The sequence below is a fragment of the Agrobacterium larrymoorei genome (assembly GCF_037722385.1).
Lineage (GTDB): Bacteria > Pseudomonadota > Alphaproteobacteria > Rhizobiales > Rhizobiaceae > Agrobacterium > Agrobacterium larrymoorei_C.
Genome location: NZ_JBBKAQ010000001.1, coordinates 843,220 through 863,948 on the forward strand (window position 1 = coordinate 843,220; position 20,729 = coordinate 863,948).

The window sequence follows — 20,729 nt, forward strand, 5'->3', positions numbered from 1 at the left end:
GGGGCCTACGCTGTGACGCGGGTGGTGAGGGGGCCTTGGTGAACGACGATACGCGCATGGTATGGCACGCGCTGATAAAGATCGATCACATCCTGATTGACGAGGCGAACACAGCCGGATGAGGTCGCCTTACCGATCGATTGCCACTCTGGCGAGCCATGGAGACGATAGAGCGTGTCCTTGCCGTCCTTAAAGATATAGAGCGCGCGGGCACCCAGCGGGTTTTTGATGCCCGGGTCCATGCCGCCATTTTCAACGGAAAAGCGTGCCAGTTTCGGCTGGCGGGCAACCATTTCGGCCGGCACCTTCCAGCGCGGCCAAGCTTGGCGCCAATGGACGATACCCTCACCTTCCCAGGCGAAGCCGTCGCGGCCAAGGCCTACACCGTAACGCATCGCCGTGCCGCCCGGCTCGACCACATAGAGGAAGCGATTTGGCGTATCGACAACCACCGTGCCGGGCTTCTCTCCGGTTGGATCCAGCACTCGCTGACGGTAATATTTCGGGTCGATCTGCTGGTAGGGGATCGCCGGAAGCATGTGTCCGCCATCCTCCAACGCCGCGTAGCGCTGCTGCAACTCCGTCTCGTCCGGCGGCACGATTGGCCGCCGAGCTGCTTGCGGCACCACGGCCGGCGTAGAGTTGGTTTGGCAGCCTGCGAGAGCGGCAGTTGCGGAAAGCGCTCCAAAGATGAAGCCGCGACGGGATACGCGCTGAAGAAGTGTCATGTGGGAGATCCATAGAAATTGCGCCTCCTTCTTGCCGATGGAACACCATGTGGCAAGCGGTGGAAGATCACATCCATGGCATCACACTCACATAGCACAAACGCTGCGCCAAAAGTGTCACGGTCATCGTGAGTGAGCTTGGATCACCTCAAGAAATGCCTCGCCGAAGCGCTCCAGCTTGGAAGGCCCGACGCCGGAAATATCCAGCATCTCGTCCTCGTCCGACGGCCGTTCCACCGCAAGTGCAACCAGTGTCGTATCAGGGAAGACGACATAGGGTGGAACCCCAAGGTCCTTGGAGATTTCCATGCGCACGGACCGCAATGCCTGGAAGAGCTCAAGATCGGCGCCCTCCAATCCAGACTTTGCATTCGCCGAACTCGCCGAAGATGACCGAGCCGCTTTGCCGGTCGTCGGCCGGTCCTTGCGAAAGCGGACCTGGCGTTCCTTTTTGAAGACGGCGCGAGAGTCCGGCTCGAGCTTCAAAGCGCCATAGGCGGTATGATCAACGCTGATTAGCCCCGCCGCCAGCAGCTGGCGGTAGACCGATTGCCAGGTCTTTGCCGGAAGATCCTTGCCAGCGCCGAAGACTGGCATATCGACGTGACCGAAGCGGATCGTCTTGTCATTCTCATTGCCGAGCAGAACATCAACGAGGTGGCCGGTACCGAAGCGTTCACCCGTGCGATAGATCGCCGCCATCGCCCTGATCGCGGCTTCGGTTCCATCCCAGGTTTCTACCGGCTTCAGACACGTATCGCAGTTACCGCAATTGCCGCCGTGAGATTCGCCGAAGTGCTTGAGGATCGCCTGTCGGCGGCAGCCAGCCGTTTCGCAAATGCCGAGCAGTGCATTGAGCTTGGCGCGTTCCACGCGCTTGATCTCCGGACTTGAATTTCCCTCATCGATCATGCGTCCCCGTTGGATGACGTCCGCCATCCCATAGGCCATCCAGACGTCGGAGGGTAACCCATCGCGCCCTGCGCGGCCCGTCTCCTGATAGTAGGCCTCGACCGAACCCGGCAAATCCAGATGCGCCACGTAACGCACATTCGGCTTATCGATGCCCATACCGAAGGCGACCGTTGCCACGAGGCAAAGTTCTTCTTCCTTCAGGAACGCGTCCTGATGGCGGTCGCGCATCTCGCGCTCCATGCCGGCGTGGTAAGCGAGCGCTCTGATCCCCTGCGTGTTCAACCACTCCACCGTCTCGTCCACCTTGGCGCGCGAAAGGCAATAAACGATGCCGCTTGATCCCTTGTGACGAGCCAGGAAGCGCAGCAATTGCTGTTTCGGTTGATCCCGCTCGACGATTTCGTAGGCGATATTGGGCCGATCGAATGACGTTGTGAAGACACCGGCGGATTGGAGCTGCAACCTTTCAATGATGTCCTCACGTGTATGAGGATCGGCAGTCGCCGTCAGCGCCATCCGCGGGACGCCAGGATACTCTTCTGCCAGACGGCCAAGTTCGCGATATTCAGGCCGGAAATCGTGGCCCCACTGCGATACACAGTGTGCCTCGTCTATGGCGAACAGCGCAATTTTCGCACGTCCTATGAAGTCCTTGAAGCCCGGCGTGACGATGCGCTCAGGTGTCACATAGAGTAGATCGAGCTCACCGCTATGGACCGCGTTGCGCACATCCATGAACTCTTCGCGCGACAGCGACGAGTTGAGCGCCGCGGCGCGAACCCCGAGTTGCTTCAGCGCTTCGACCTGATCGCGCATCAGCGCGATGAGTGGCGAGACGACGATTCCAAGCCCGTCTCTGCAAAGTGCCGGAACTTGGAAGCACAGCGATTTGCCGGCACCGGTTGGAAACAGCACAACGGCGTCGCCCCCAGCCACCACATGGTCGACCACCTCTTCCTGTCGGCCTCGAAACGAAGCGTATCCGTAGACGCGTTTCAACAGTGAAAGCGGAGCTTCGCTTTCGCTAGCGACAAAAAGACTTTTGGTAGGGCTGTGGGACTGCGGCATGGAATCGCTCGTTGGCTAAAGGCACTCTATGCCATAGAGGGCCGCCAAGCGCGAGCTTTCTGGAAAAAATCGGATGCGTCATCAGCGGTCGGGCGATCCATTCTGGCGCCGGACCGACCCGACGTTCAGGCACCGATGATCCCGTGTTTGCGCAGAATGTCCACAATCTTCGCGTCCTGCTCCGGATCGGGCAGGAGTGCCGGCTGACGACTGGCCCCGACGGACGCATCCTGGACGTAAAGCGCTCGCTTGACCATGGCAGGCGCAAATCCAAGCGCATAAAGGTCTGTGCGAAAGGCAGTGAACAGAGCCTGCTGGCGCTCCGCTTCGGCGATATCACCATTGTTGAAGCCGTTCAGAATGCCCGCCAGCACCTGGGGAATGGCGTTGCCCAAGCCAGAGATGCAACCCGCGGCTCCGTTTTGCAGCGACCAGAGCACCAGATGATCGGGACCGGAATAGACTTCGAAACTGGGTACATCTCGGGCGACCGCAAGATAGGCTTCCAGCGTCTCCTTTGCTCCGCCACTATCCTTGATCCCTGCAATATTGCCATGTGCCGAAAGCGTGCGTGCAGTCTCAGGCTCGATGTGGTTCTGCGTGCGCGCCGGGATATCGTAGAGGTAAATCGGTGTCTTCACCGCATCGGCAACTGTGGAAAAGTGCCGGATCAAGCCGTCCTGCGTGCAGGCAATGAAGAAAGGGGTGATGACCGCGATCGCATTGACACCAACCCGGTCGAATTCGCGTGCAAGCTTTAACGTCTCGAATGTCGCCGGCATGCCGGCATTGACGATGACGTCAACTTGACCATTGACTTCGTCGACCACGGCCTCGGCAAGCTTGACCTTTTCGTCGAAAGTCAGCGCGGAGAAATCGCCATTGGTGCCAGCACACATGATGTTGTTGCCAGCCGCCACCTGTCGGCGCACCTGTGCGCGCGTGGCCTCGTAATTGATGGTCTCGTCCTCGTTGAAGCACGTGACGAGCGCGACGAAGGCCTTTTTCGACATGATGGGAACTCCTTGAAATGATGAATCAGGACGCACGAGCGAGGCGAGCAGCGCGGTGCGCGGCCTGCACGTCCGGGTCTGGATCGAGGCCCGCAGCCAGCAAGGCCTGAGTATAGGACTGACGTGGCGCCTCGAAAATCTGGCGCACGGTGCCGATTTCGACCACTTCACCCTTTTGCATGACCATGACGTGATCGGCGAAATCCCGAACCACCGGCAAATCGTGGGCGATGAAGATGAAGGCGATGCCCATCTGCTTGCGCAGCTTGTCGAGCAACGCGATGACCTGCGCCTGCACCGAAACGTCGAGCGCTGAAACTGCCTCATCGCAGATGATCAGTTGCGGCTCGAGCGCCAGCGCCCGCGCAATCGCAATGCGCTGGCGCTGACCGCCGGAAAACTGATGCGGGTATCGGCCCATATGCTCGGGTCCAAGGCCCACTTGGGTCAGGAGTTCCGCCACTCGCTCACGCCACTTCGCCTTCGGCAGAATGTCCGGGTGAATGACCCAGGCTTCGGAGATCAACTGGTAGACCGTCATGCGCGGATTCAGCGATTGCGTCGGATCCTGAAACACCATCTGCAGATCGCGACGCAGCTTGTAGAGCTCAGCCGGCGAGAGAGTGAAGAGGTCCCTGCCCTTCCAGAAAGCTTCACCGGAATCGGGCTCATCCAGCCTGAGCAGGATGCGCGCAAGTGTGGATTTCCCCGAGCCGCTCTCGCCGACGACTGCCATGGTTTCGCCAGCCATCAGGTCGAAGGAAACGCCCTTCAGCGCTTCGAACGCGCCATAGGTCTTGCGGACATTGCGCACCTTCAGCACAGGCTCGGCACCTGAAAGCGGCGCGTGCATTTCACCTTTGCCAGGTGCCGCGGCAATCAGCTTCTTCGTGTAGGCGTGCTGCGGGTTCTTATAGACATCGCGCACCGTGCCGGATTCCACCAGCACGCCCTTCTCCATCACCACCACGCGATCGGCGATTTCGGCAACAACGCCGAGATCGTGTGTGATGATCAGCACCGCCATGCCGGTCTCCTGCTGAAGCTCCTTGAGAAGCGCCAGAACTTCGGCCTGCACCGTGACATCGAGCGCCGTCGTCGGCTCGTCGGCGATCAGGAGATCCGGACGCAAGGCCAACGCCATGGCAATCATCACGCGCTGACGCTGGCCGCCGGAAAATTCATGCGGATATTTGTCGAGTGACGTTTCCGGGCTCGGAATGCCGACACGGCCAAGCAGTCGGAGCGCTTCAGCCTTCGCTTTAGCATCATCCGTGCCGTGGGTCGTCAGCGCTTCGCGGATTTGCCAGCCAACCGTATAGACCGGGTTCAAGTGGCTGAGCGGATCCTGAAAGATCATTGCAACGCGACGGCCATTGATCTCGCGCCGTTGCCCTGGTGGCATGGTCAGCAAATCGACGCCATTCAGCAGGATTTGGCCGGAGGTGATGCGGCCAGGCGGCATGTCGATAAGGTTCATGATCGCCGACGAGGAAACCGACTTGCCGGAACCGCTCTCGCCAAGGATTGCCAGAGTTTCCCCACGGTCAAGATGGTAGGAGATGTCGCGCACCGCCTTCACCACGCCGCTGACGGTGTGGAACTCGACCGAGAGATTGCGAACTTCGAGCAAGTGATCAGCCATTCTTGCGGCCCTTCATTTCCAGACGCCAGCGCTGCACAGGATCAAGAGCAATGCGCAGCCAGTTGGACAGGAGGTTCAGCGACATGGTGGTGAGAATGATCGCCAGTCCCGGCCAGAAGGAGAGCCACCATGCGTTGGTGAGATACTGCCGCCCCTGGCTGATCATCAGACCCCAGGTAATTTCCGGTGGCTGGATGCCGATGCCGAGGAAGGAGAGCGCGCTCTCGGCCAGCATCACATAGGCAAAATCAAGCGTGGCGAGCGTTGTCAGCGTCGGCAGCACGACGGGTAAAATATGGCGAAAGAGAATGCGATTGTTGGAAGCGCCCATTACCCGCGCCGCCTGTACGAACATCCGCTCGCGGATTTCCAGAACCTCAGCGCGGGTGGTACGCAGATAGACGGGGATGCGGGTTATCGCCAGAACCAGCATCAGATTGAGGATCGACGATCCCAAAATGTAGAGAACGATAACGGCGATCAAAAGCGACGGGAAGGACATGATAACATCTGCAAGCCGCATGATGACCTGATTGACCCTTGCCGACGAAAAACCCGCAATCAAGCCGAGGGCAGTGCCGATGATCGATGAGATCAACACCGCACCCGCCGCCACCATCAACGTGTTCTGCGTGGCAACGATGATGCGAGCGAGAAGCGGACGGCCGAGCGCGTCGGCGCCCATCCACCAGACCCAGGCCTTTTCGAAGTCGAAAGGTGCGGCGTTGCGGCCGCGCAAGTTCTGCTTGGTCGCGACATCGCCGAGCCAGCTTGGACCGATCAAGGCCAGAATGATAATGAACACGAGAAAGATCGCGGCAGCGAGGGCGAACTTGTCCGCCAGAAGCATACGGAACATGCGCTGATAGAAGGGTGGCTCATGGGCGATATCCGAGGCTGTTGTCATGTCGGTCATCGTCATCCCTCCTTAATGCCGGATGCGTGGATCGAGAAACGCATAAGCGAGATCGATCAGGAGGTTCATGATGAAGATCGCGACCGCCGTCACCAGAATGGCGGCTAGAACGACGTTGAAGTCACGCTGCAGAATGGAATCGATCATCAGCTTGCCGACGCCCGGAAAACCGAAGATCGTTTCGATGATGACCGCGCCGTTGAGCAAGCTTGCAGCCTGGTCGCCCAAGACGGTGATAACCGGCAACATGGCATTGCGCAGCGCATGAATGAAGATGATTGGACCTGATTTGACGCCCTTGGCGCGCGCCGTCTTTACATAGGCGGAAGACAGCGCTGTGATCATCGACCCGCGCACCACCTGAACGATGATACCGAAGGGGCGAACAAAAAGTACGCCGATCGGCAAGATCCAGTGCCAGATCGAGCCCGTACCCGACGTTGGTAGCCAGGTGAGATTGACGGCAAAGACGACGATCGCGACGATCGCCAGCCAGAAATCCGGCACCGATGCGCCGATCAGCGAGACGATGGACGAAAAACGGTCGAAGAACCCTCCGACGCGGAAGGCGGCGAACGAGCCGACGACAATCGCCGCGACCGTGACGAGCGTCATGGTGCTGACCGCAAGCCACAAGGTCCAGACGAAAGCTTCAAGCACGACATCCAGCGCAGGACGGGCTTTGCGTAGCGATTCACCAAGGTTCCCGGTCAGCACATCACCGACGTAGCGACCGAATTGAACAAGCAGTGGATCGTTAAGACCATGCAATTCGCGAAACTGGTTCTTCAACTCGGCAGAGGCTTCGACCGGTAGGAAAAGCGCTGCGGGATCGCCCGTCAGGCGGGAGAGGAAGAAGACCATGACGATCAGCCCGACCAATGAGATCAGACTGGCCACGGCCCGTTTTCGAATGAAACTCAGCATGGCATCCTCGGAGAAACCTGTGCGGCGACGTCATTTCGCCGCGCATTGTGCAAACGAGATGGCGGCTCTCGCCGCCACCTCTGGCCGATGTGATCTTACTTGATCTTGATTTCGGAGAGCTGCAGCATCGAGTTCGTCGCAATCGTCGGCTTGAAGTCGAGACGTTCGGAAACTCGGGCAAAGCCTACCATGTGGAACAGCAACGCATCTGCAACCACATCATCATGCAAGTAAGCGATCAATTCCGACCACAGCTTGGCACGCTCATCGCCGACAGCCGCCGAAGCACGCTTGATCAGATCGTCGACCTTCGGATCGGAGAAGCCGGACTGCGTGCCTTCAGAGGCATATTTGAAGAACATCGAGAAGGAGGGGTCGCCCTTGGAATTGTCGTGCATGGCAGCGACGATCTGAGGACCGCGATCCTTGGCAAACGGCTTCGAATAATAGCGCTCGTGTTCTGCAACTTCCACGAACTTCAGATCGACCTTGAAACCGACGTCCTGCAACTGTTGCTGAATGGCTTCCATGATTTCGGTAACGTTCGGGAAGTTTGCCGACCGGGCGATGATGGTGATCGGCGTATCGACTTTCACGCCATCCGCCTTGGCCTCTTCAAGCAGCTTCTTTGCACCGGCAGGATCGAACGGGAAGACCTTAACGTCCTTGTTCCAGCCAAGTGTCGTTGGCGGCACAATCGCGGTTGCCAGCACGGCGCTTTCAGGCACCAACGTGCCGAGGAAAGCCTGGCGGTCGATTGCGAGGTTCAGCGCGCGGCGCACACGAACATCGTTGAGCGGCGCGATATTGTGATCGAGGCGCAGATAGACAGTTTCACTGTCGAGATAGGAGAAGTCTGTCTTCGGGTTCGTCGCGTCGAGCTGCGAGATAGACGGTGAAAGGTCGGCTTCACCGGCCTGAACCATGGCTGCACGAACAGCGGGATCTGCGCGGAAGAGATAGGTCGCCTGCGTCACTTCGGGCTTGGTGCCCCAATAGTCGTCGCGGCCGGTCAGAACGATCTGCTGGCCTGGCGTCCAATTGGTGAGCTTGTAGGGACCCGTACCAACCGGCTCGCGGATGAATTCAAGTGGCGTCTCTTCTGGAACAATCGTTACCAGCGTCATCAAAAGCGGGAGGATCGGCTGGACCGGGTCGGCCTTGAAGTCGATTGTGTAATCATCGACGATCGAAGGCGTGACCTTCATTCCACCGAAATAACGGCGGGATTCGCAAGCGTTCTTGTCGCTCATGATACGGTCGAAGCTGTGCTTGACATCCTTGGCATCGAAGCTTGAACCATCGGAGAACTTCACACCCTGGCGAAGATGAAAGCGCCAGCTGCCATCGGCGTTCTGCTCCCACTTTTCGGCAAGGCGCGGCATGACGCCCTTGTTGGAACGTACATCGAGTTCCGTCAGCGTTTCGCTGACATTTTCCATGATGATGCGGCCGATATTCGATCGCGTGGCCATGCACGGCTCAAGCAGGTCCGCCTCTTCAGCCAGCACCACCTTGATCGGACCGGAGCCCGCATAAGCTGGCGTAAATGCACTCGTCATGATCGTGCCAAGTGCCAAAGCACAGGAAATGGCAGTCCTTTTCATCTTTGTTCTCCTCCCAGATGAAGTCCATGCATGACAGGCCGCAGCCTGAACGAGCGAGCGGCAAGCGTCGCTCGAATGTTTGAACGGCCAGGATACAGAGGCAAGCCTCCTGTGCCCACCTCCCTCCAGCATGGCGCAGAGCATCCACGCTAAGCTCTATCTTGTCAAATGAAATCAGCATGTAAAAATCTTAATGGAAAAAAGAAATATAATTATTGTTTTAAATCATACAGATAGAAAATTATTACGATGGAACCCGGATGTTTTTCGACATAAATAAACTTGACAACTTTGTAAATTTGGCCGATCTCGAACAGCGAGAGGAGCCTATTATGACCCCAGACGAGATAGCGCGGCGCATGACTGGCGTGCTGACGCAAGCCAGTGACGGACGCAGCGAAGCCTTTCTGCCATCGCCGATGATCCAGAACCATGCCGCCTTCCTGCATCGCCAGGCAGACGGCTCGTTGATCTGCGCCTGGTTTGGCGGCTCGCTTGAAGGCAAATCCGACATCTCGATCTACGCGTCCGTCCTGAGAAAGAACGCCTCCACCTGGGGTTCGGCGCAGCGACTGAGTTTTGACCCCGATCATTCCGAACAGAACCCCGTCTTGTTTCAGGCCCCCGACGGACGGCTTATTCTTTTCCACACCTCGCAGCCCTCCGGCAATCAGGACGAATGCCGTATTCGCATGGCCGAGGTTGTGAGTGATCCTGAGGATCCAACAAGGCTTTTCTCTTCGGAAGGCCACTATCTCGACCTGCCGCGTGGATGCTTCGTGCGCGCGCCTTTGATGATCAGACGCGATGGCGCGTGGCTGCTCCCGATCTTTCGTTGCGTTCAGCGTCCCGGCCAAAAATGGAATGGTAGCCATGATACCGCTGCCGTCGGCATCAGCCTGGACAACGGCCTGACGTGGCGCCTGGAGGAGCTGTCGCAATCGACCGGTTGCGTTCACATGTCGCCCGTGTCGACCGGCAAAGGCGCATCTGCCGCCTTCTTTCGCCGGCGCCAGGCTGATTTCGTTTTCCGCACTGAAAGCACCGATGAGGGCCGTAGCTGGAGTGCGCCTGCGCCCACCGACCTGCCCAACAACAATTCCTCGATCGCAGCGACCACGCTTTCGGATGGACGGATCGCCTTGATCTGCAATCCCGTCAATCACGAGGTGTCGAGCGATCGCCGGGCGTCACTTTATGACGAACTCGGGGAAGATGACGGGCGACCGGACGCCGACCCGACAGGTGGCATCGTTCCGGTCTGGGGCGTTCCTCGCGCGCCGGTCAGCGTCTGCCTGTCAAACGATGGCGGCAAAACCTTCCCACAGCGCATCCTGATCGAGGACGGCCCAGGCACGTGCCTGTCGAACGATTCCATCGACGGGCGCAATTTCGAAATGTCCTACCCGTGGCTCCTGTCGGATTCGGATGGAAGCCTGCACATTGCCTACACCTATCATCGACGCGCGATCAAATATGTCCACCTGCCCGCAGGCTGGGACCGCACCAGCACAGGAGACTGACATGAGCGACATTATTGGCATCACCATGGGCGACCCTTGCGGAGTGGGTCCTGAGATTTCGGTTCGAGCCTTGGCCGAGATGTCGGCGCACGACCGCGCAGCCACACGCATTTACGGCAACCTCGCCACACTCGAAGCCGCACGCGAGGCACTCGGACTGTCGATCGACTTGACCCCGCATGTTGTCGATATCGATGTCGAGGGCGCGCCACTTCCTTGGGGAGAACTGAGCCCAGCGGCGGGCGACGCTGCTTTCCGCTTCATCGAAAAGGCCGTTCGTGATGCCGAGGCAGGTTCGATTGGCTGTATCGTCACGGCTCCGATCAACAAGGAGGCGCTCAATGCTGCAGGTCATCACTACGACGGCCACACAGGCATGTTGCGCAGCCTTACCGGCTCGACTGCAGCCTATATGTTGCTTGCTTCCGAGCGCCTGAAAGTAATCCACGTATCAACCCATGTTTCGCTGCAGGAGGCAATCCGACGCTCGACGACGGAACGGGTGCTCGCCACCATTCGAGCCGGCGACAAGCACCTAAAGCGCATCGGCTATGACAAGCCGCGCATCGCGGTGGCCGGAATCAACCCCCATTGCGGGGAGAATGGCCTATTCGGTACCGAAGACGACGACCAGATCGCACCAGCCGTTGCCGCCGCAAAAGCCGAAGGCATCAATGTCGAGGGACCGATTTCGGCAGATACCGTCTTTCATCGCGCCTATTCCGGCGCCTTCGATCTGGTGGTTGCACAATATCATGACCAGGGTCACATCCCGATCAAGCTCGTGGCTTTCGATACGGCGGTCAACGTTTCGGTCGAACTGCCAATCGATCGCACATCGGTTGACCACGGCACCGCGTTCGACATTGCCGGCAAGGGTATCGCAAATCACGGCAACATGAACTCCGCCATCGCCTATGCCCGTAAGCTGGTTGCTGGCCGGACCCATCAAGGATAACGCCGATGAACGCTTTCATCACTCTTCACCAGCCACGGCGCCTGCTGGTCGGCGCTGGTGCGATTGGACAAGTCGGCGGGCTCGTCGGCGATGCCCAAGCAGCACTTGTGATCGCCACGCCCATCACCGCGGGCTTTATCGATCGTATACAGTTGCCGGGGAAAATCGAAATCTTCGACGCTATCCCGGGCGAACCCGATGTGGCAACGCTTGAGGCTGCGCTTGCCGTTGCGCGCAAGGTCAAGCCGCAGGTGGTCATCGGGCTCGGTGGCGGATCGGTCCTCGACGTGGCAAAGCTGGTTGCCGCGCTCTGGGACAGCGAGCAGACGCTTGCAGATGTGGCCGGTCCAAACCGCGTCGCTGGACGAAACACACAGCTTGTCCAAATTGCCACCACGGCGGGCACAGGATCGGAAGCGGGCATTCGTTCACTGATCACCGATCCGGTCAAAGGCGCGAAAATCGCTGTCGAAAGTCCGCATATGATTGCCGATTTCGCGGTTCTCGATCCTGAACTCACCTTCAGCGTGCCGCCAGCCGTGACCGCAGCAACGGGCGTGGACGCCATGGCGCATTGTGTGGAAGCCTTTACCAACAAGCGCGCTCATCCGATGATAGACGGCTTTGCCCGCATGGGCTTTCGCCTCGTTGGAAAATACCTCGCACGCGCTGTCAAGGATGGCTCCGACACTGAAGCACGCGAAGCCATGATGCTTGCTTCCTACTATGGCGGCATCTGCCTCGGCCCGGTCAATACTGCCGCAGGACACGCCATCGCTTACCCGCTCGGCACCCGGCTTGGCCTTCCCCACGGGCTTGCCAATGCCATCGTCTTTCCACACGTACTCGCCTTCAACCAGCCCGTCGTTCGCGATAAGACGGCAGAAGTGGCAGAGGCCCTCGGTTTCGAGGCAAGTTCGCCCGAAGCCCTTCTGGAGAATGGCCGCCGCTTCTGCACCGATCTCAACATCGAGATGCGGCTTTCACGCCACGGCGCCAATGACGACGCCCTCGCCGCTTACGCGACCGAAGCACATTCCAATCGCCGCCTGATGGACAACAACCCGGCTGACATGAGCGTTGAAGACGTTCTTTCGATCTACAAAGCGGCCTACTAAAAACATATTTTGTTAAAAAAAGGGGCTTTGCAGGCCCCTTTTCTGTTCCTCACGATAGCCCGCGACCGTTTCTGGTCACCCCTCCGCCAGCGCCGCGAGAGACGCGCTCGTTTGAAACAAACGGGCCCTTGAACCCGTCAAATGCATGTGCATCAGCTCTTTTGCCTTCGCGCCCTGACCCGTCGCAATAGCATTGGCAATCGCTTCATGCTCAGCAAACACGCGGGAAAGGCCGGCATTGTCGCGTTTGACCGATACGCCGTGAAAGCGCATGCCAACTGCGATGTGGTCTTTCAAAGCTTCCATCGCGGTCGAGAAATAGGTGTTGTTGGCAGCCCGTGCGATAGCAACATGAAACTGGAAATCGGCGTCCTCTCGGTGTGCCTGGCGATTGGTCGCGTCACGCATCAGTTCAAGCGCCTCGCGGATCGCGCCAAGCGTCGCCGGTGTATGACGTGTTGCAGCCGCTTCCGCCGCGGCCGGCTCGAGCGTCAGGCGAAACTCGTAACAGCTCAACAGATCGGCGACGTTTTCAAGCTGCCCGAAGCCGAGCGGTTGCTTCATGCCAACAGAGCGAACGAAGCTTCCTGCACCACGACGCGAGTAAATCAACCCTTGATCCCGCAGACGCCGCAGCGCTTCGCGTATGATCGGGCGCGACACCTCGAATTCGATCGCCAGATCGTGCTCCGTCGGCAGCCTTTCGTCTGGCTGATAGGAGCCGGACTTGATCGCTCTGTGCATACGCTCAAAGACAAGGTCCGCGAGGCTTTTGCGCGCCGTTCCGCTTTGCAGTCCCATTCTTCAGCTCCTGCCGTCGATAATTTGCGTGGCCAGTTTCGCGAGAGTGTCGGGCTCTCCGAAGCCACCGGATTTCAAGATAATACATTGACCCTTGGCATATGCGAGGCCAAGACCAGGCAGGCATTCGCCTTCCAGCCTGAAGCATGTCACGCCCATTCTGGCAAGAACCACCTCGGCAGTGGCCCCGCCGCACAGAAGCAGGGTTTTCGCCTGAGCGGTCAGTTCAGGATGGACGCTCTGTGCAAGATTAGCCGCCACCTCGTCCGAGGCAACCCTGACTGAATCCTCTGTCGCCCTGACGAGAACGAGAGGTGACGAAGTCGCACTCACATCCCCCATTATACCGTTGGGTGCAGGCCGGTATGCCACGTCCTTCAGCTGTCGCAATTGCTCGACTTGATCAACGGTGATCGTATCATACGAGCCAATGACGAAGAGCCCTTGTCCGCCTGGAGGAGCAACAAGTTCTCCCTCCGCATTCTGCGTGATGCGAGTGGCCAGCGCCTCGGCAAGCCCTCTGGCGCCGACCAGGAGGTCAACGCTGCCCGAGTCACAAATCTCCAGCGCAGACAGCAAATCCTCCTGGGTAGTAACCTCTGGGATTGTCGATCGCTCAACATGGTGGCTCAGAGCGTCAGCGATGGAGATCGGCTCTGTCACTCCAAAACCATCGACGTGACCTTCCTTAACGACCCGTCCGAAGGCCGGTATCGCCGGTGCCACCAAAGCATGGCTGTATTGGATCGCATCCAACTCAGCGGCGATATGCCCCTTCAACCGGGAATCGACCTTCTTGAACAGGCGGACGCCGGACGGCAGGTGCGCAATCAGTTTTAGCATCGCCTGTTGAGCTTCGACGCTTTGTTTGTCCCGCGACGCCAGATTTATCGATAAAATGTCCGGCCGCAGGGCAAGCGCTTTCTCAGTAGCATCCGGCGTCAGGGCGACTTGGGTATGCAGCCCTCTGGCTGCAAAGGGGGCCGCGGTATCCAACGCGCCAGTAAGATCGTCGGCGATGATGACGAGCACCGCGATACTCCATGTTGTTATCTTCTGCCGCGAAATATCATCTATTTTCCAGTATGATGCAACAAGATGATAACAAATTCTGTAAGCGCGGCGATCATTGTCGAATGTGTATTTGAGGAAAACGTCCAGTGCTGGGCACACAAAGGCTTGCACCGGTGCCGCTGTCTAATGCGGCCAGCAAGCATGTTCGCCGATGCAGGTGATGTTGATGAGGAACCTTAGTTGACAGGAGGCGTTTCTGTTTTTTGCGAGGAGCGCAACTTTGACAGGCCAACCAATCCGCTATTCTGCCACACTTGAAACCATTCGAGACAATGAAGCTGAAACCGTCTCAGGCCTTATCGAACAGTTCGATACTATTCTCGAAACGACTGCCAAGAATTACGGGCACGCAGTGCGTTCAGTTCATGCCAAGGCCCACGGGCTCATCGAAGCCGAGATGGCGGTAAAACCTGATCTGCCGCCAGAGCTGGCACAGGGCCTCTTCGCTACACCGGGTCGCCACAAGGCCTATATGCGGCTCTCCACAAATGCAGGAGATATTCTTCCCGATGCCGTGTCGCTTCCGCGTGGAATGGCGCTGAAAGTGTTGGATGTTGAAGGACAGCGGTTATCCGGTGCGCAAGGCTCGACGCAGGACTTCGTCATGGTCAACGGCCCGGTCTTCCAGGCACCGAACGCAGAGAAATTTCTCTCCAGCCTCAAGCTGCTTGCCAAGACCACCGACAAGATGGAAGGCACAAAAGTGGTGATGTCGAGCGTGCTTCAAACCGTCAACAAGGGTCTTGAAGCAGTCGGCGTCTCCAGTCCCACCATCCAGTCGCTCGGTGGCGCGCCGGATGTCGATCCGCTCGGCGAGACCTATTTCAGCGTGACACCTTTCCGCTATGGCGATTATGTCGCAAAGTTCCGGCTTCAACCTGTTTCGCCCGATCTGACAAAGCGTACCGGAAGTGAGATCGACGTCAGTGTGCGAGAGGATGCGATTCGAGAAACGGTCCAGGCAGAGATGCAGGAGAGCCATGGCGTCTGGGAATTTCAGGTCCAGCTCTGTCGCGATGTTGAAAAACAGCCGATCGAAGATCCGACTGTCGAATGGAAAGAAGACGAAGCGCCTTTTGTTACCGTCGCCACCATTACCGCGCTTCCCCAGGACAGCTGGAGTGATGAAAAGGTCCAGAAAGTGGATGAAGAGATGCGGTTCAGCGTCTGGACTGGTCTCGCCGACCACCAGCCTCTCGGCAACATCAACCGCGCGCGCAAGGAGACCTATCTCCACTCGGCCGAGTTTCGGGCAAAATTCAACGGCTGTCCGTTCCACGAGCCCGTGGCTCAATAAGCGCCTCCAGTGATTACTGAAAGCGCTCCGCTGGCGCGGAGCGCGTGTTCCTTCTTTTCAATGGATGACATTATGACCGACACCATCCCGAACCCTGAATCCGAAGGTCCCTCTGGCGGTTGGGGATCGGTAAAGTCGATCGCGCGCATTTTGGGTGATGACAAGCCTTCACCGATGGTGCTCGAGGAATTGGCAAGACAAAACAAGCCGGGGGGCGTGATGTGCGTCTCCTGTGCCTGGCCGAAACCGGCCAACTATCATCCCTTCGAGTTCTGCGAGAACGGCGCCAAGGCAACGATCTCCGACCTAACGAGCGCGCGATGCACGCCAGATTTTTGGTCCGGTCACACGGTCCAGTCGCTTCGTGATTGGAAGGACTATGATCTGGAACAGACGGGTCGACTGACGCATCCACTTCGTTATGACGAGGCCAGCGATCGCTACGTCGAAGTTTCGTGGGATCAGGCCTTCGCAGACATCGGCCAAACGCTGAAATCGCTTCCACGCGAGAGTGTCGTCTTCTATTCCTCCGGACATGCGGGCTTGGAGGCTTCCTATCTCTACGCACTGCTTGCCAGAACATATGGCAACAACAACCTGCCCCAAAGTTCTAACATGTGCCACGAGACGACCTCAGTCGGCCTGCAGAAGGTGATCGGCTCTCCTGTCGGCACCGTGGTTTGGGAAGACCTTGAGAAGGCCGATGCTTTCTTCTTCTTCGGCCAGAACCCTGGTTCGAACAGTCCCCGTTTTCTTCATCCACTGCAGGAAGCAAAAAAGCGCGGAGCAAAGATCGTCACCTTCAATCCGGTTGTCGAGCAAGGGCTGGTCTCTTTCGTCAATCCGCAAAGCCCCGTCGACATGCTGACGGGACGCGAGACGCAGATCTCGGACGAATATCTTCAGGTGAAAGCTGGAGGAGACATCGCCGCCATTCTCGGCCTCTGCAAGGTGGTCATCGAAGCGGACGATGCAGCTGTCCGCGCTGGAACAACCAGGGTTCTCGATACAGCGTTCATCGAAGAGCACACGGTGGGTCTGGAAAGTTTTATCGATCTCGTTCGAAGCACGGCTTGGTCGGTCATCGAGCGCGAAAGCGGGTTGACGGAAGCCGTAATCAGGCGCGCAGGCGATCTTTATATCCAGGCGGAACGTGTCATCGGTGTGTATGGCATGGGACTAACCCAGCATTCGCAGGGCGCTCTCAACGTCGCCATGGTGGTGAACCTGCTTCTGTTGCGTGGCAATATCGGTCGTGAGGGCGCGGGATGCTGTCCCGTGCGCGGTCACTCCAATGTTCAGGGCCAACGCACGGTGGGCATCGCTGAAAAAACCAAGCTGATCCCGATGGATAAGCTGAAGATGCTTTTCGACTTCGACCCTCCGACGGAAGATGGCGTAACCATCGTCGACGCAGTAAAAGGCATGATGTCGGGCAAGATCAAAGCGACGATCTCGCTTGGCGGCAACCTTGTGCGCGCCGTGCCGGATCAGAAAGCCATGGAAGAGGCATGGGCAGGGCAGGATCTAACGGTCGTCGTTTCCACCAAGCTGAACCGGAGCCATCTCTTCCCCGGAAAGAAAGCCTATATTCTGCCTTGCCTTTCGAGGCTGGAGCGCGACGATCAGGCATCCGGTCCGCAGTCGGTTACGACCGAAGACAGTTTCTCACATATTTCCGGTTCTGTCGGCAAACGCACGCCTGCGTCGAAGCACTTGAAAAGCGAGCTCGCAATTGTCACAGGCATCGCTAAAGCTGCTGTCGCGCCTAATCCAAAGTTGAGATGGGACGAATGGACCGCCGACTATAGTCTTGTCCGAGACTTGATCGAGGCAACGTATCCCGATCAATTCAGGGACTACAACGCGCGCATGTTCGAACCGAGCGGCTTCTATCGCGGCAACGCGGCGCATGAGCGTGTCTGGAAGACGGAAGAAAAAAAGGCGGTCTTCACCACACCAAAGCAGTTGAATGCGTTGGCGTTTGATGACGCTGAGGGGCGCTTCCGTTTGATCACCATGCGTTCAAACGATCAGTTCAACACCACGATCTACGGCTATTCCGACCGCTTCCGTGGCATCGAAGGAACACGCGACGTGCTGTTGATGTGTCGCGAGGACATCGAGGCGGCAGGCCTTCGCGAAGGTCAAGAGGTGAAGCTCGTCAGCGACTTCAATGATGGCATACGTCGTGAACTTGCTGGTCTGAAGATCAGGGAGCACAATCTGCCTAAGGGAACGATCGGCGCCTATTACCCGGAAGCCAACACCCTCATTGCCATTGACCATCACGATGAACTGTCGAAAACTCCCGCATCGAAAGCGGTCCCTGTCCGAATAGAAGTGTAAGCTCGGTTTGGTGCGACTGGCGGCTCCAGTCGCACTGATGGCTCTTTGCGGGTATCGACTGCGCCCTTGCGCAATCTCATGGATCTTGTGACAAAGCAGCTGGCATCTTCGTCTTGCGATCTGAATAGAGTACCTCATGGTCATATCCAATCATCAGTTCCCTGCCCCGGAAATACCGTGGGATAACGGGCCGGAAATCCGCAGAGAACGCATGATCATCGAGGGTAGTCTCGACACGGAAAGCTTTCTGCCGTGGATCAGCCGTCATGCTGCCAAGCTCGGTCTGGAGCAGCGCGTTCGCCATGCCGATCAGACACGTATCGAGCTGATACTATCAGGGCCTGTAGAACTGATAGACGCGATGGAAATGGGCTGCTCGCTTGGCCCCATCAACGTCTGGGTGGAGGATATTCAGCGCGCGGAAGCTGTAGCTCAAGACGCTTAAACACCCGGTGATGGTAAAGCGCCGGCACACCTCAAAAAGAGTGTTTGCGTAAATATCAGTCACAGTTGCAAGTGCAGAAAAATTATGCAAACGTGCCTCTTGTGTCGCGCGGTGTTGCCTGCTGACCTTGTCTTTCTGCTGGGGCAAAGCCCCTCAATTCATTCGGAACTTTGAAATGCCCCAGGAAATTGCCCCCGTCTGGACGCCGGTCGCGCTGTCGACGGACTTGCCGGTGGCGGCGGTCATCCCGGTGCGTTTGGCCACCGCGGAACTGGCGATTTGGCGTGCGCAAAGCGGTGCGGTTTCTGCCGTCGCCGATCGCTGTCCTCATCGGGGCATGCGTCTATCGCACGGTTTCGTTCGTGGTGAAGCCTTGTCTTGCATCTATCACGGCTGGCGCTACGGCAAGTCCGGAAACTGTCTTGCCATTCCGGCCCATCCCAGCCTGACGCCGCCAGAGGCAATCCGCGTCGCGACCTACCGGGCTGGTGAGCGCGACGGCGTAATTTGGGTGACGGCAGACGAGAACGCAGCCGAGATGCCGTCGAATGAGGGCCTGGTCGGGCTGCGCAGTGTTACGCTGTCAACGACAGCCGAAACGCTTGCTGCCTGTATCGGCGCCGACCTTGTAGAGAACGCGGTCAACTGGGCCGTCGACGGTATAAAGGCGCGCCTGCTGACCGCACCTTCGGGGGAAGATGGGGCGCTGCTTGTTCATCTATTGGTCGACACCACCGCAACCAAAGCACAGAAAATAGCCGCATCGACCGCATTGGAAACACTGCGCCGCCAGGCCGAGGCCGCTGCCAACCGGGGAGAAGCCGCATGAGCCGCCACGCGATGATCGACCAGTGGTATCCTGTCGGCTTGATCAGCCGGCTGAAGCCTGCGGGGCAAGCGACATTGCTTATGGGCGAGACGATCCGTGTCTCCTGCAACGGCGAAGGCAAGGCAGAGGTCGCAACCGCTGATGGTCGGGCGCTTCCCGTAACAGAGCGATACGGTCATGTCTGGTCGTCACTCGGAGCACCTGAAAAACCTCTCTTCGATATTCCGGAAGTCGAGCAGCCTGGCCGTCGTCTAGTCGATGTCGGTGTCGTCCGCGTTCGCTGCTCCCCGTTGCGCGCCGTCGAGAACTTTCTCGACATCGCTCATTTTCCCTTCGTCCACACCGACATTCTTGGCTCCGAACCGCATACGGAAGTGGAGAACTACAAGGTCGAAATCCGCGAGGACGCCGATGAGGTCTGGGCAACGCAGGTGAAATTCTATCAGCCTCAGGCAGCCAAGTCGGCCAGCGGTGGTATCACGACGGAATATATGTACCGCGTGCCAGCACCAACCTGCTCCGTGCTCTACAAGACCTGCCCCCCAAAACCTGGCGAATGGGACGTGATCACCCTTTTTGTCCAGCCACTGACGGAAGAACTGTGTGACGTGTGGCCTTGGATGGCGCTCTACGACGATGAGACGCCAATGACCGATCTCATCCACTTCCAACAGATGATCTTCCTGCAGGACCGCTCGATCCTCGAAAACCAGATCCCGCGCCGCCTGCCGCTTGATCCCGGCATGGAAATTCCCACCCGTGCAGATCTCACATCCGTCGCCTATCGCCGCTGGCTGAAACGCCATGACTTCACCTATGGCGCACAGCTGGTAGCCCAATGATCCTTTACGACTACATTCTCTCGCCGAGCTGTTACAAAGCGCGCCTGATGGCATCACTCACCGGCCTCAAGCTGACGCTGCGCGCCGTCGATTTTCATCCAGGTGCGGAACATCGCGGGCCCGAATTGCTGGCGCTGAACCCGGCAGGCGCGATCCCGATCCTGGTAGACGGTGATCTTGTTCTGACCGAATCTTCCGCCATCCTCGTCTACATCGCAGGCAACGCGGCTCCCGCATGGCTCGGTACCAGCGAGCCCGCAACAGCTGCCCGCATCCAGCAATGGCTCTCCTTTTCCGGTCGTCTGACGGCAAGCCTCGGCGGCGCACGCCTGCATGAGATGCTGCATCGTCCGGGCGATATCGACGCCTTGCGTTCAAGCGGCGTGATCGCGCTCAGAGAGCTCGAAGCAGCCCTCTTCGAACAACGGCTGAAGGGCGAGGCATTTCTGGTGGGCAATACGCCTACAATCGCCGAAATCGCCTGCTTCCCCTATGTGGCGCTGGCGCCCGATGGCGGCGTATCGCTCGATGCCTATCCCTCCATTCGCCTGTGGATGCGGGCTATCAGATCGCTGGACGGCTTCATCGAAATGCCCGGCATCCACCGCCTGCACGAGTTGAAGCCGGACCCGCATGAGACGCCAGCGCTGACCGGAACGGCAGAGGCGTGACGC

Annotated in this window: 18 protein-coding genes; 9 read left to right on the plus strand and 9 right to left on the minus strand. The window is 58.3% G+C overall.

The annotated features are described in order from the left end of the window. Window positions 1-5 precede the first annotated feature (5 nt). The 7 genes from WKI41_RS03730 to WKI41_RS03760 form a co-directional block, all read right to left on the minus strand. On the minus strand, window positions 6-728 hold the full coding sequence (locus WKI41_RS03730) for a L,D-transpeptidase (protein ID WP_340192148.1): 723 nt from the start codon (window positions 726-728) through the stop codon (window positions 6-8). A gap of 123 nt (window positions 729-851) precedes the next feature. Then, window positions 852-2,711: a DNA helicase RecQ gene (recQ, locus tag WKI41_RS03735; RefSeq protein WP_340192149.1), complete on the minus strand. Its 1,860-nt coding sequence runs from the start codon at window positions 2,709-2,711 to the stop codon at window positions 852-854. A gap of 125 nt (window positions 2,712-2,836) precedes the next feature. Continuing rightward, window positions 2,837-3,724: a dihydrodipicolinate synthase family protein gene (locus WKI41_RS03740; RefSeq protein WP_340192151.1), complete on the minus strand. Its 888-nt coding sequence runs from the start codon at window positions 3,722-3,724 to the stop codon at window positions 2,837-2,839. Window positions 3,725-3,749: 25 nt separating this feature from the next. Then, window positions 3,750-5,369 carry a dipeptide ABC transporter ATP-binding protein gene (locus tag WKI41_RS03745; RefSeq protein WP_340192152.1) on the minus strand — a complete coding sequence of 540 codons (1,620 nt, stop codon included), beginning with the start codon at window positions 5,367-5,369 and terminating at the stop codon, window positions 3,750-3,752. Beyond that, window positions 5,362-6,285: an ABC transporter permease gene (locus WKI41_RS03750; protein WP_340192153.1), complete on the minus strand. Its 924-nt coding sequence runs from the start codon at window positions 6,283-6,285 to the stop codon at window positions 5,362-5,364. Before WKI41_RS03750 ends, WKI41_RS03745 begins: the two co-directional genes overlap by 8 nt. A gap of 12 nt (window positions 6,286-6,297) precedes the next feature. After that, window positions 6,298-7,212, minus strand: coding sequence for an ABC transporter permease (locus tag WKI41_RS03755; protein ID WP_340192154.1), 915 nt, complete (start codon window positions 7,210-7,212; stop codon window positions 6,298-6,300). Window positions 7,213-7,307: 95 nt separating this feature from the next. Continuing rightward, window positions 7,308-8,819: an ABC transporter substrate-binding protein gene (locus WKI41_RS03760; RefSeq protein WP_340192155.1), complete on the minus strand. Its 1,512-nt coding sequence runs from the start codon at window positions 8,817-8,819 to the stop codon at window positions 7,308-7,310. Between the two features lie 332 nt (window positions 8,820-9,151). Here WKI41_RS03760 and WKI41_RS03765 point away from each other — a divergent pair, with 332 nt between their 5' ends. From WKI41_RS03765 to WKI41_RS03775, 3 genes are read left to right on the plus strand one after another with little or no spacing between them, the layout of a single operon-like run. Further along, window positions 9,152-10,342 (plus strand): sialidase family protein, encoded by a 1,191-nt coding sequence (locus tag WKI41_RS03765; RefSeq protein ID WP_340192156.1) that lies wholly within the window; start codon window positions 9,152-9,154, stop codon window positions 10,340-10,342. 1 nt (window position 10,343) lies between these two features. Continuing rightward, window positions 10,344-11,300, plus strand: a complete 957-nt coding sequence (pdxA, locus tag WKI41_RS03770) for a 4-hydroxythreonine-4-phosphate dehydrogenase PdxA (RefSeq protein WP_340192157.1) — start codon at window positions 10,344-10,346, stop codon at window positions 11,298-11,300. Window positions 11,301-11,305: 5 nt separating this feature from the next. After that, window positions 11,306-12,418: an iron-containing alcohol dehydrogenase gene (locus WKI41_RS03775; RefSeq protein ID WP_340192158.1), complete on the plus strand. Its 1,113-nt coding sequence runs from the start codon at window positions 11,306-11,308 to the stop codon at window positions 12,416-12,418. Between the two features lie 75 nt (window positions 12,419-12,493). Here WKI41_RS03775 and WKI41_RS03780 read toward each other — a convergent pair whose 3' ends face one another. Further along, window positions 12,494-13,219 carry a FadR/GntR family transcriptional regulator gene (locus WKI41_RS03780; protein WP_340192159.1) on the minus strand — a complete coding sequence of 242 codons (726 nt, stop codon included), beginning with the start codon at window positions 13,217-13,219 and terminating at the stop codon, window positions 12,494-12,496. Between the two features lie 3 nt (window positions 13,220-13,222). Next, complete coding sequence (locus tag WKI41_RS03785) at window positions 13,223-14,251, minus strand: four-carbon acid sugar kinase family protein (protein WP_340192160.1); 1,029 nt, start codon at window positions 14,249-14,251, stop codon at window positions 13,223-13,225. Window positions 14,252-14,513: 262 nt separating this feature from the next. On the opposite strand from WKI41_RS03785, the gene WKI41_RS03790 reads away from it, so the two are divergent. The 6 genes from WKI41_RS03790 (at window position 14,514) to WKI41_RS03815 (ending at window position 20,726) form a co-directional block, all read left to right on the plus strand. After that, window positions 14,514-15,590: a catalase family protein gene (locus WKI41_RS03790; RefSeq protein ID WP_340192161.1), complete on the plus strand. Its 1,077-nt coding sequence runs from the start codon at window positions 14,514-14,516 to the stop codon at window positions 15,588-15,590. Between the two features lie 72 nt (window positions 15,591-15,662). Next, window positions 15,663-17,939, plus strand: coding sequence for an FdhF/YdeP family oxidoreductase (locus WKI41_RS03795; protein ID WP_340192162.1), 2,277 nt, complete (start codon window positions 15,663-15,665; stop codon window positions 17,937-17,939). Window positions 17,940-18,075: 136 nt separating this feature from the next. Further along, window positions 18,076-18,384: an acylphosphatase gene (locus WKI41_RS03800; RefSeq protein WP_425340974.1), complete on the plus strand. Its 309-nt coding sequence runs from the start codon at window positions 18,076-18,078 to the stop codon at window positions 18,382-18,384. A 175-nt stretch (window positions 18,385-18,559) separates the two neighbouring features. Further along, the gene (locus tag WKI41_RS03805; protein ID WP_340192163.1) at window positions 18,560-19,213 is read left to right on the plus strand and encodes a Rieske 2Fe-2S domain-containing protein; all 654 of its coding nucleotides are present in this window, start codon (window positions 18,560-18,562) and stop codon (window positions 19,211-19,213) included. Further along, window positions 19,210-20,055 carry an aromatic ring-hydroxylating dioxygenase subunit alpha gene (locus WKI41_RS03810; protein ID WP_340192164.1) on the plus strand — a complete coding sequence of 282 codons (846 nt, stop codon included), beginning with the start codon at window positions 19,210-19,212 and terminating at the stop codon, window positions 20,053-20,055. The genes WKI41_RS03805 and WKI41_RS03810 overlap by 4 nt, the downstream gene beginning before the upstream one ends. Next, complete coding sequence (locus WKI41_RS03815; protein WP_340192165.1) at window positions 20,052-20,726, plus strand: glutathione S-transferase family protein; 675 nt, start codon at window positions 20,052-20,054, stop codon at window positions 20,724-20,726. Before WKI41_RS03810 ends, WKI41_RS03815 begins: the two co-directional genes overlap by 4 nt. Window positions 20,727-20,729: the final 3 nt, after the last annotated feature.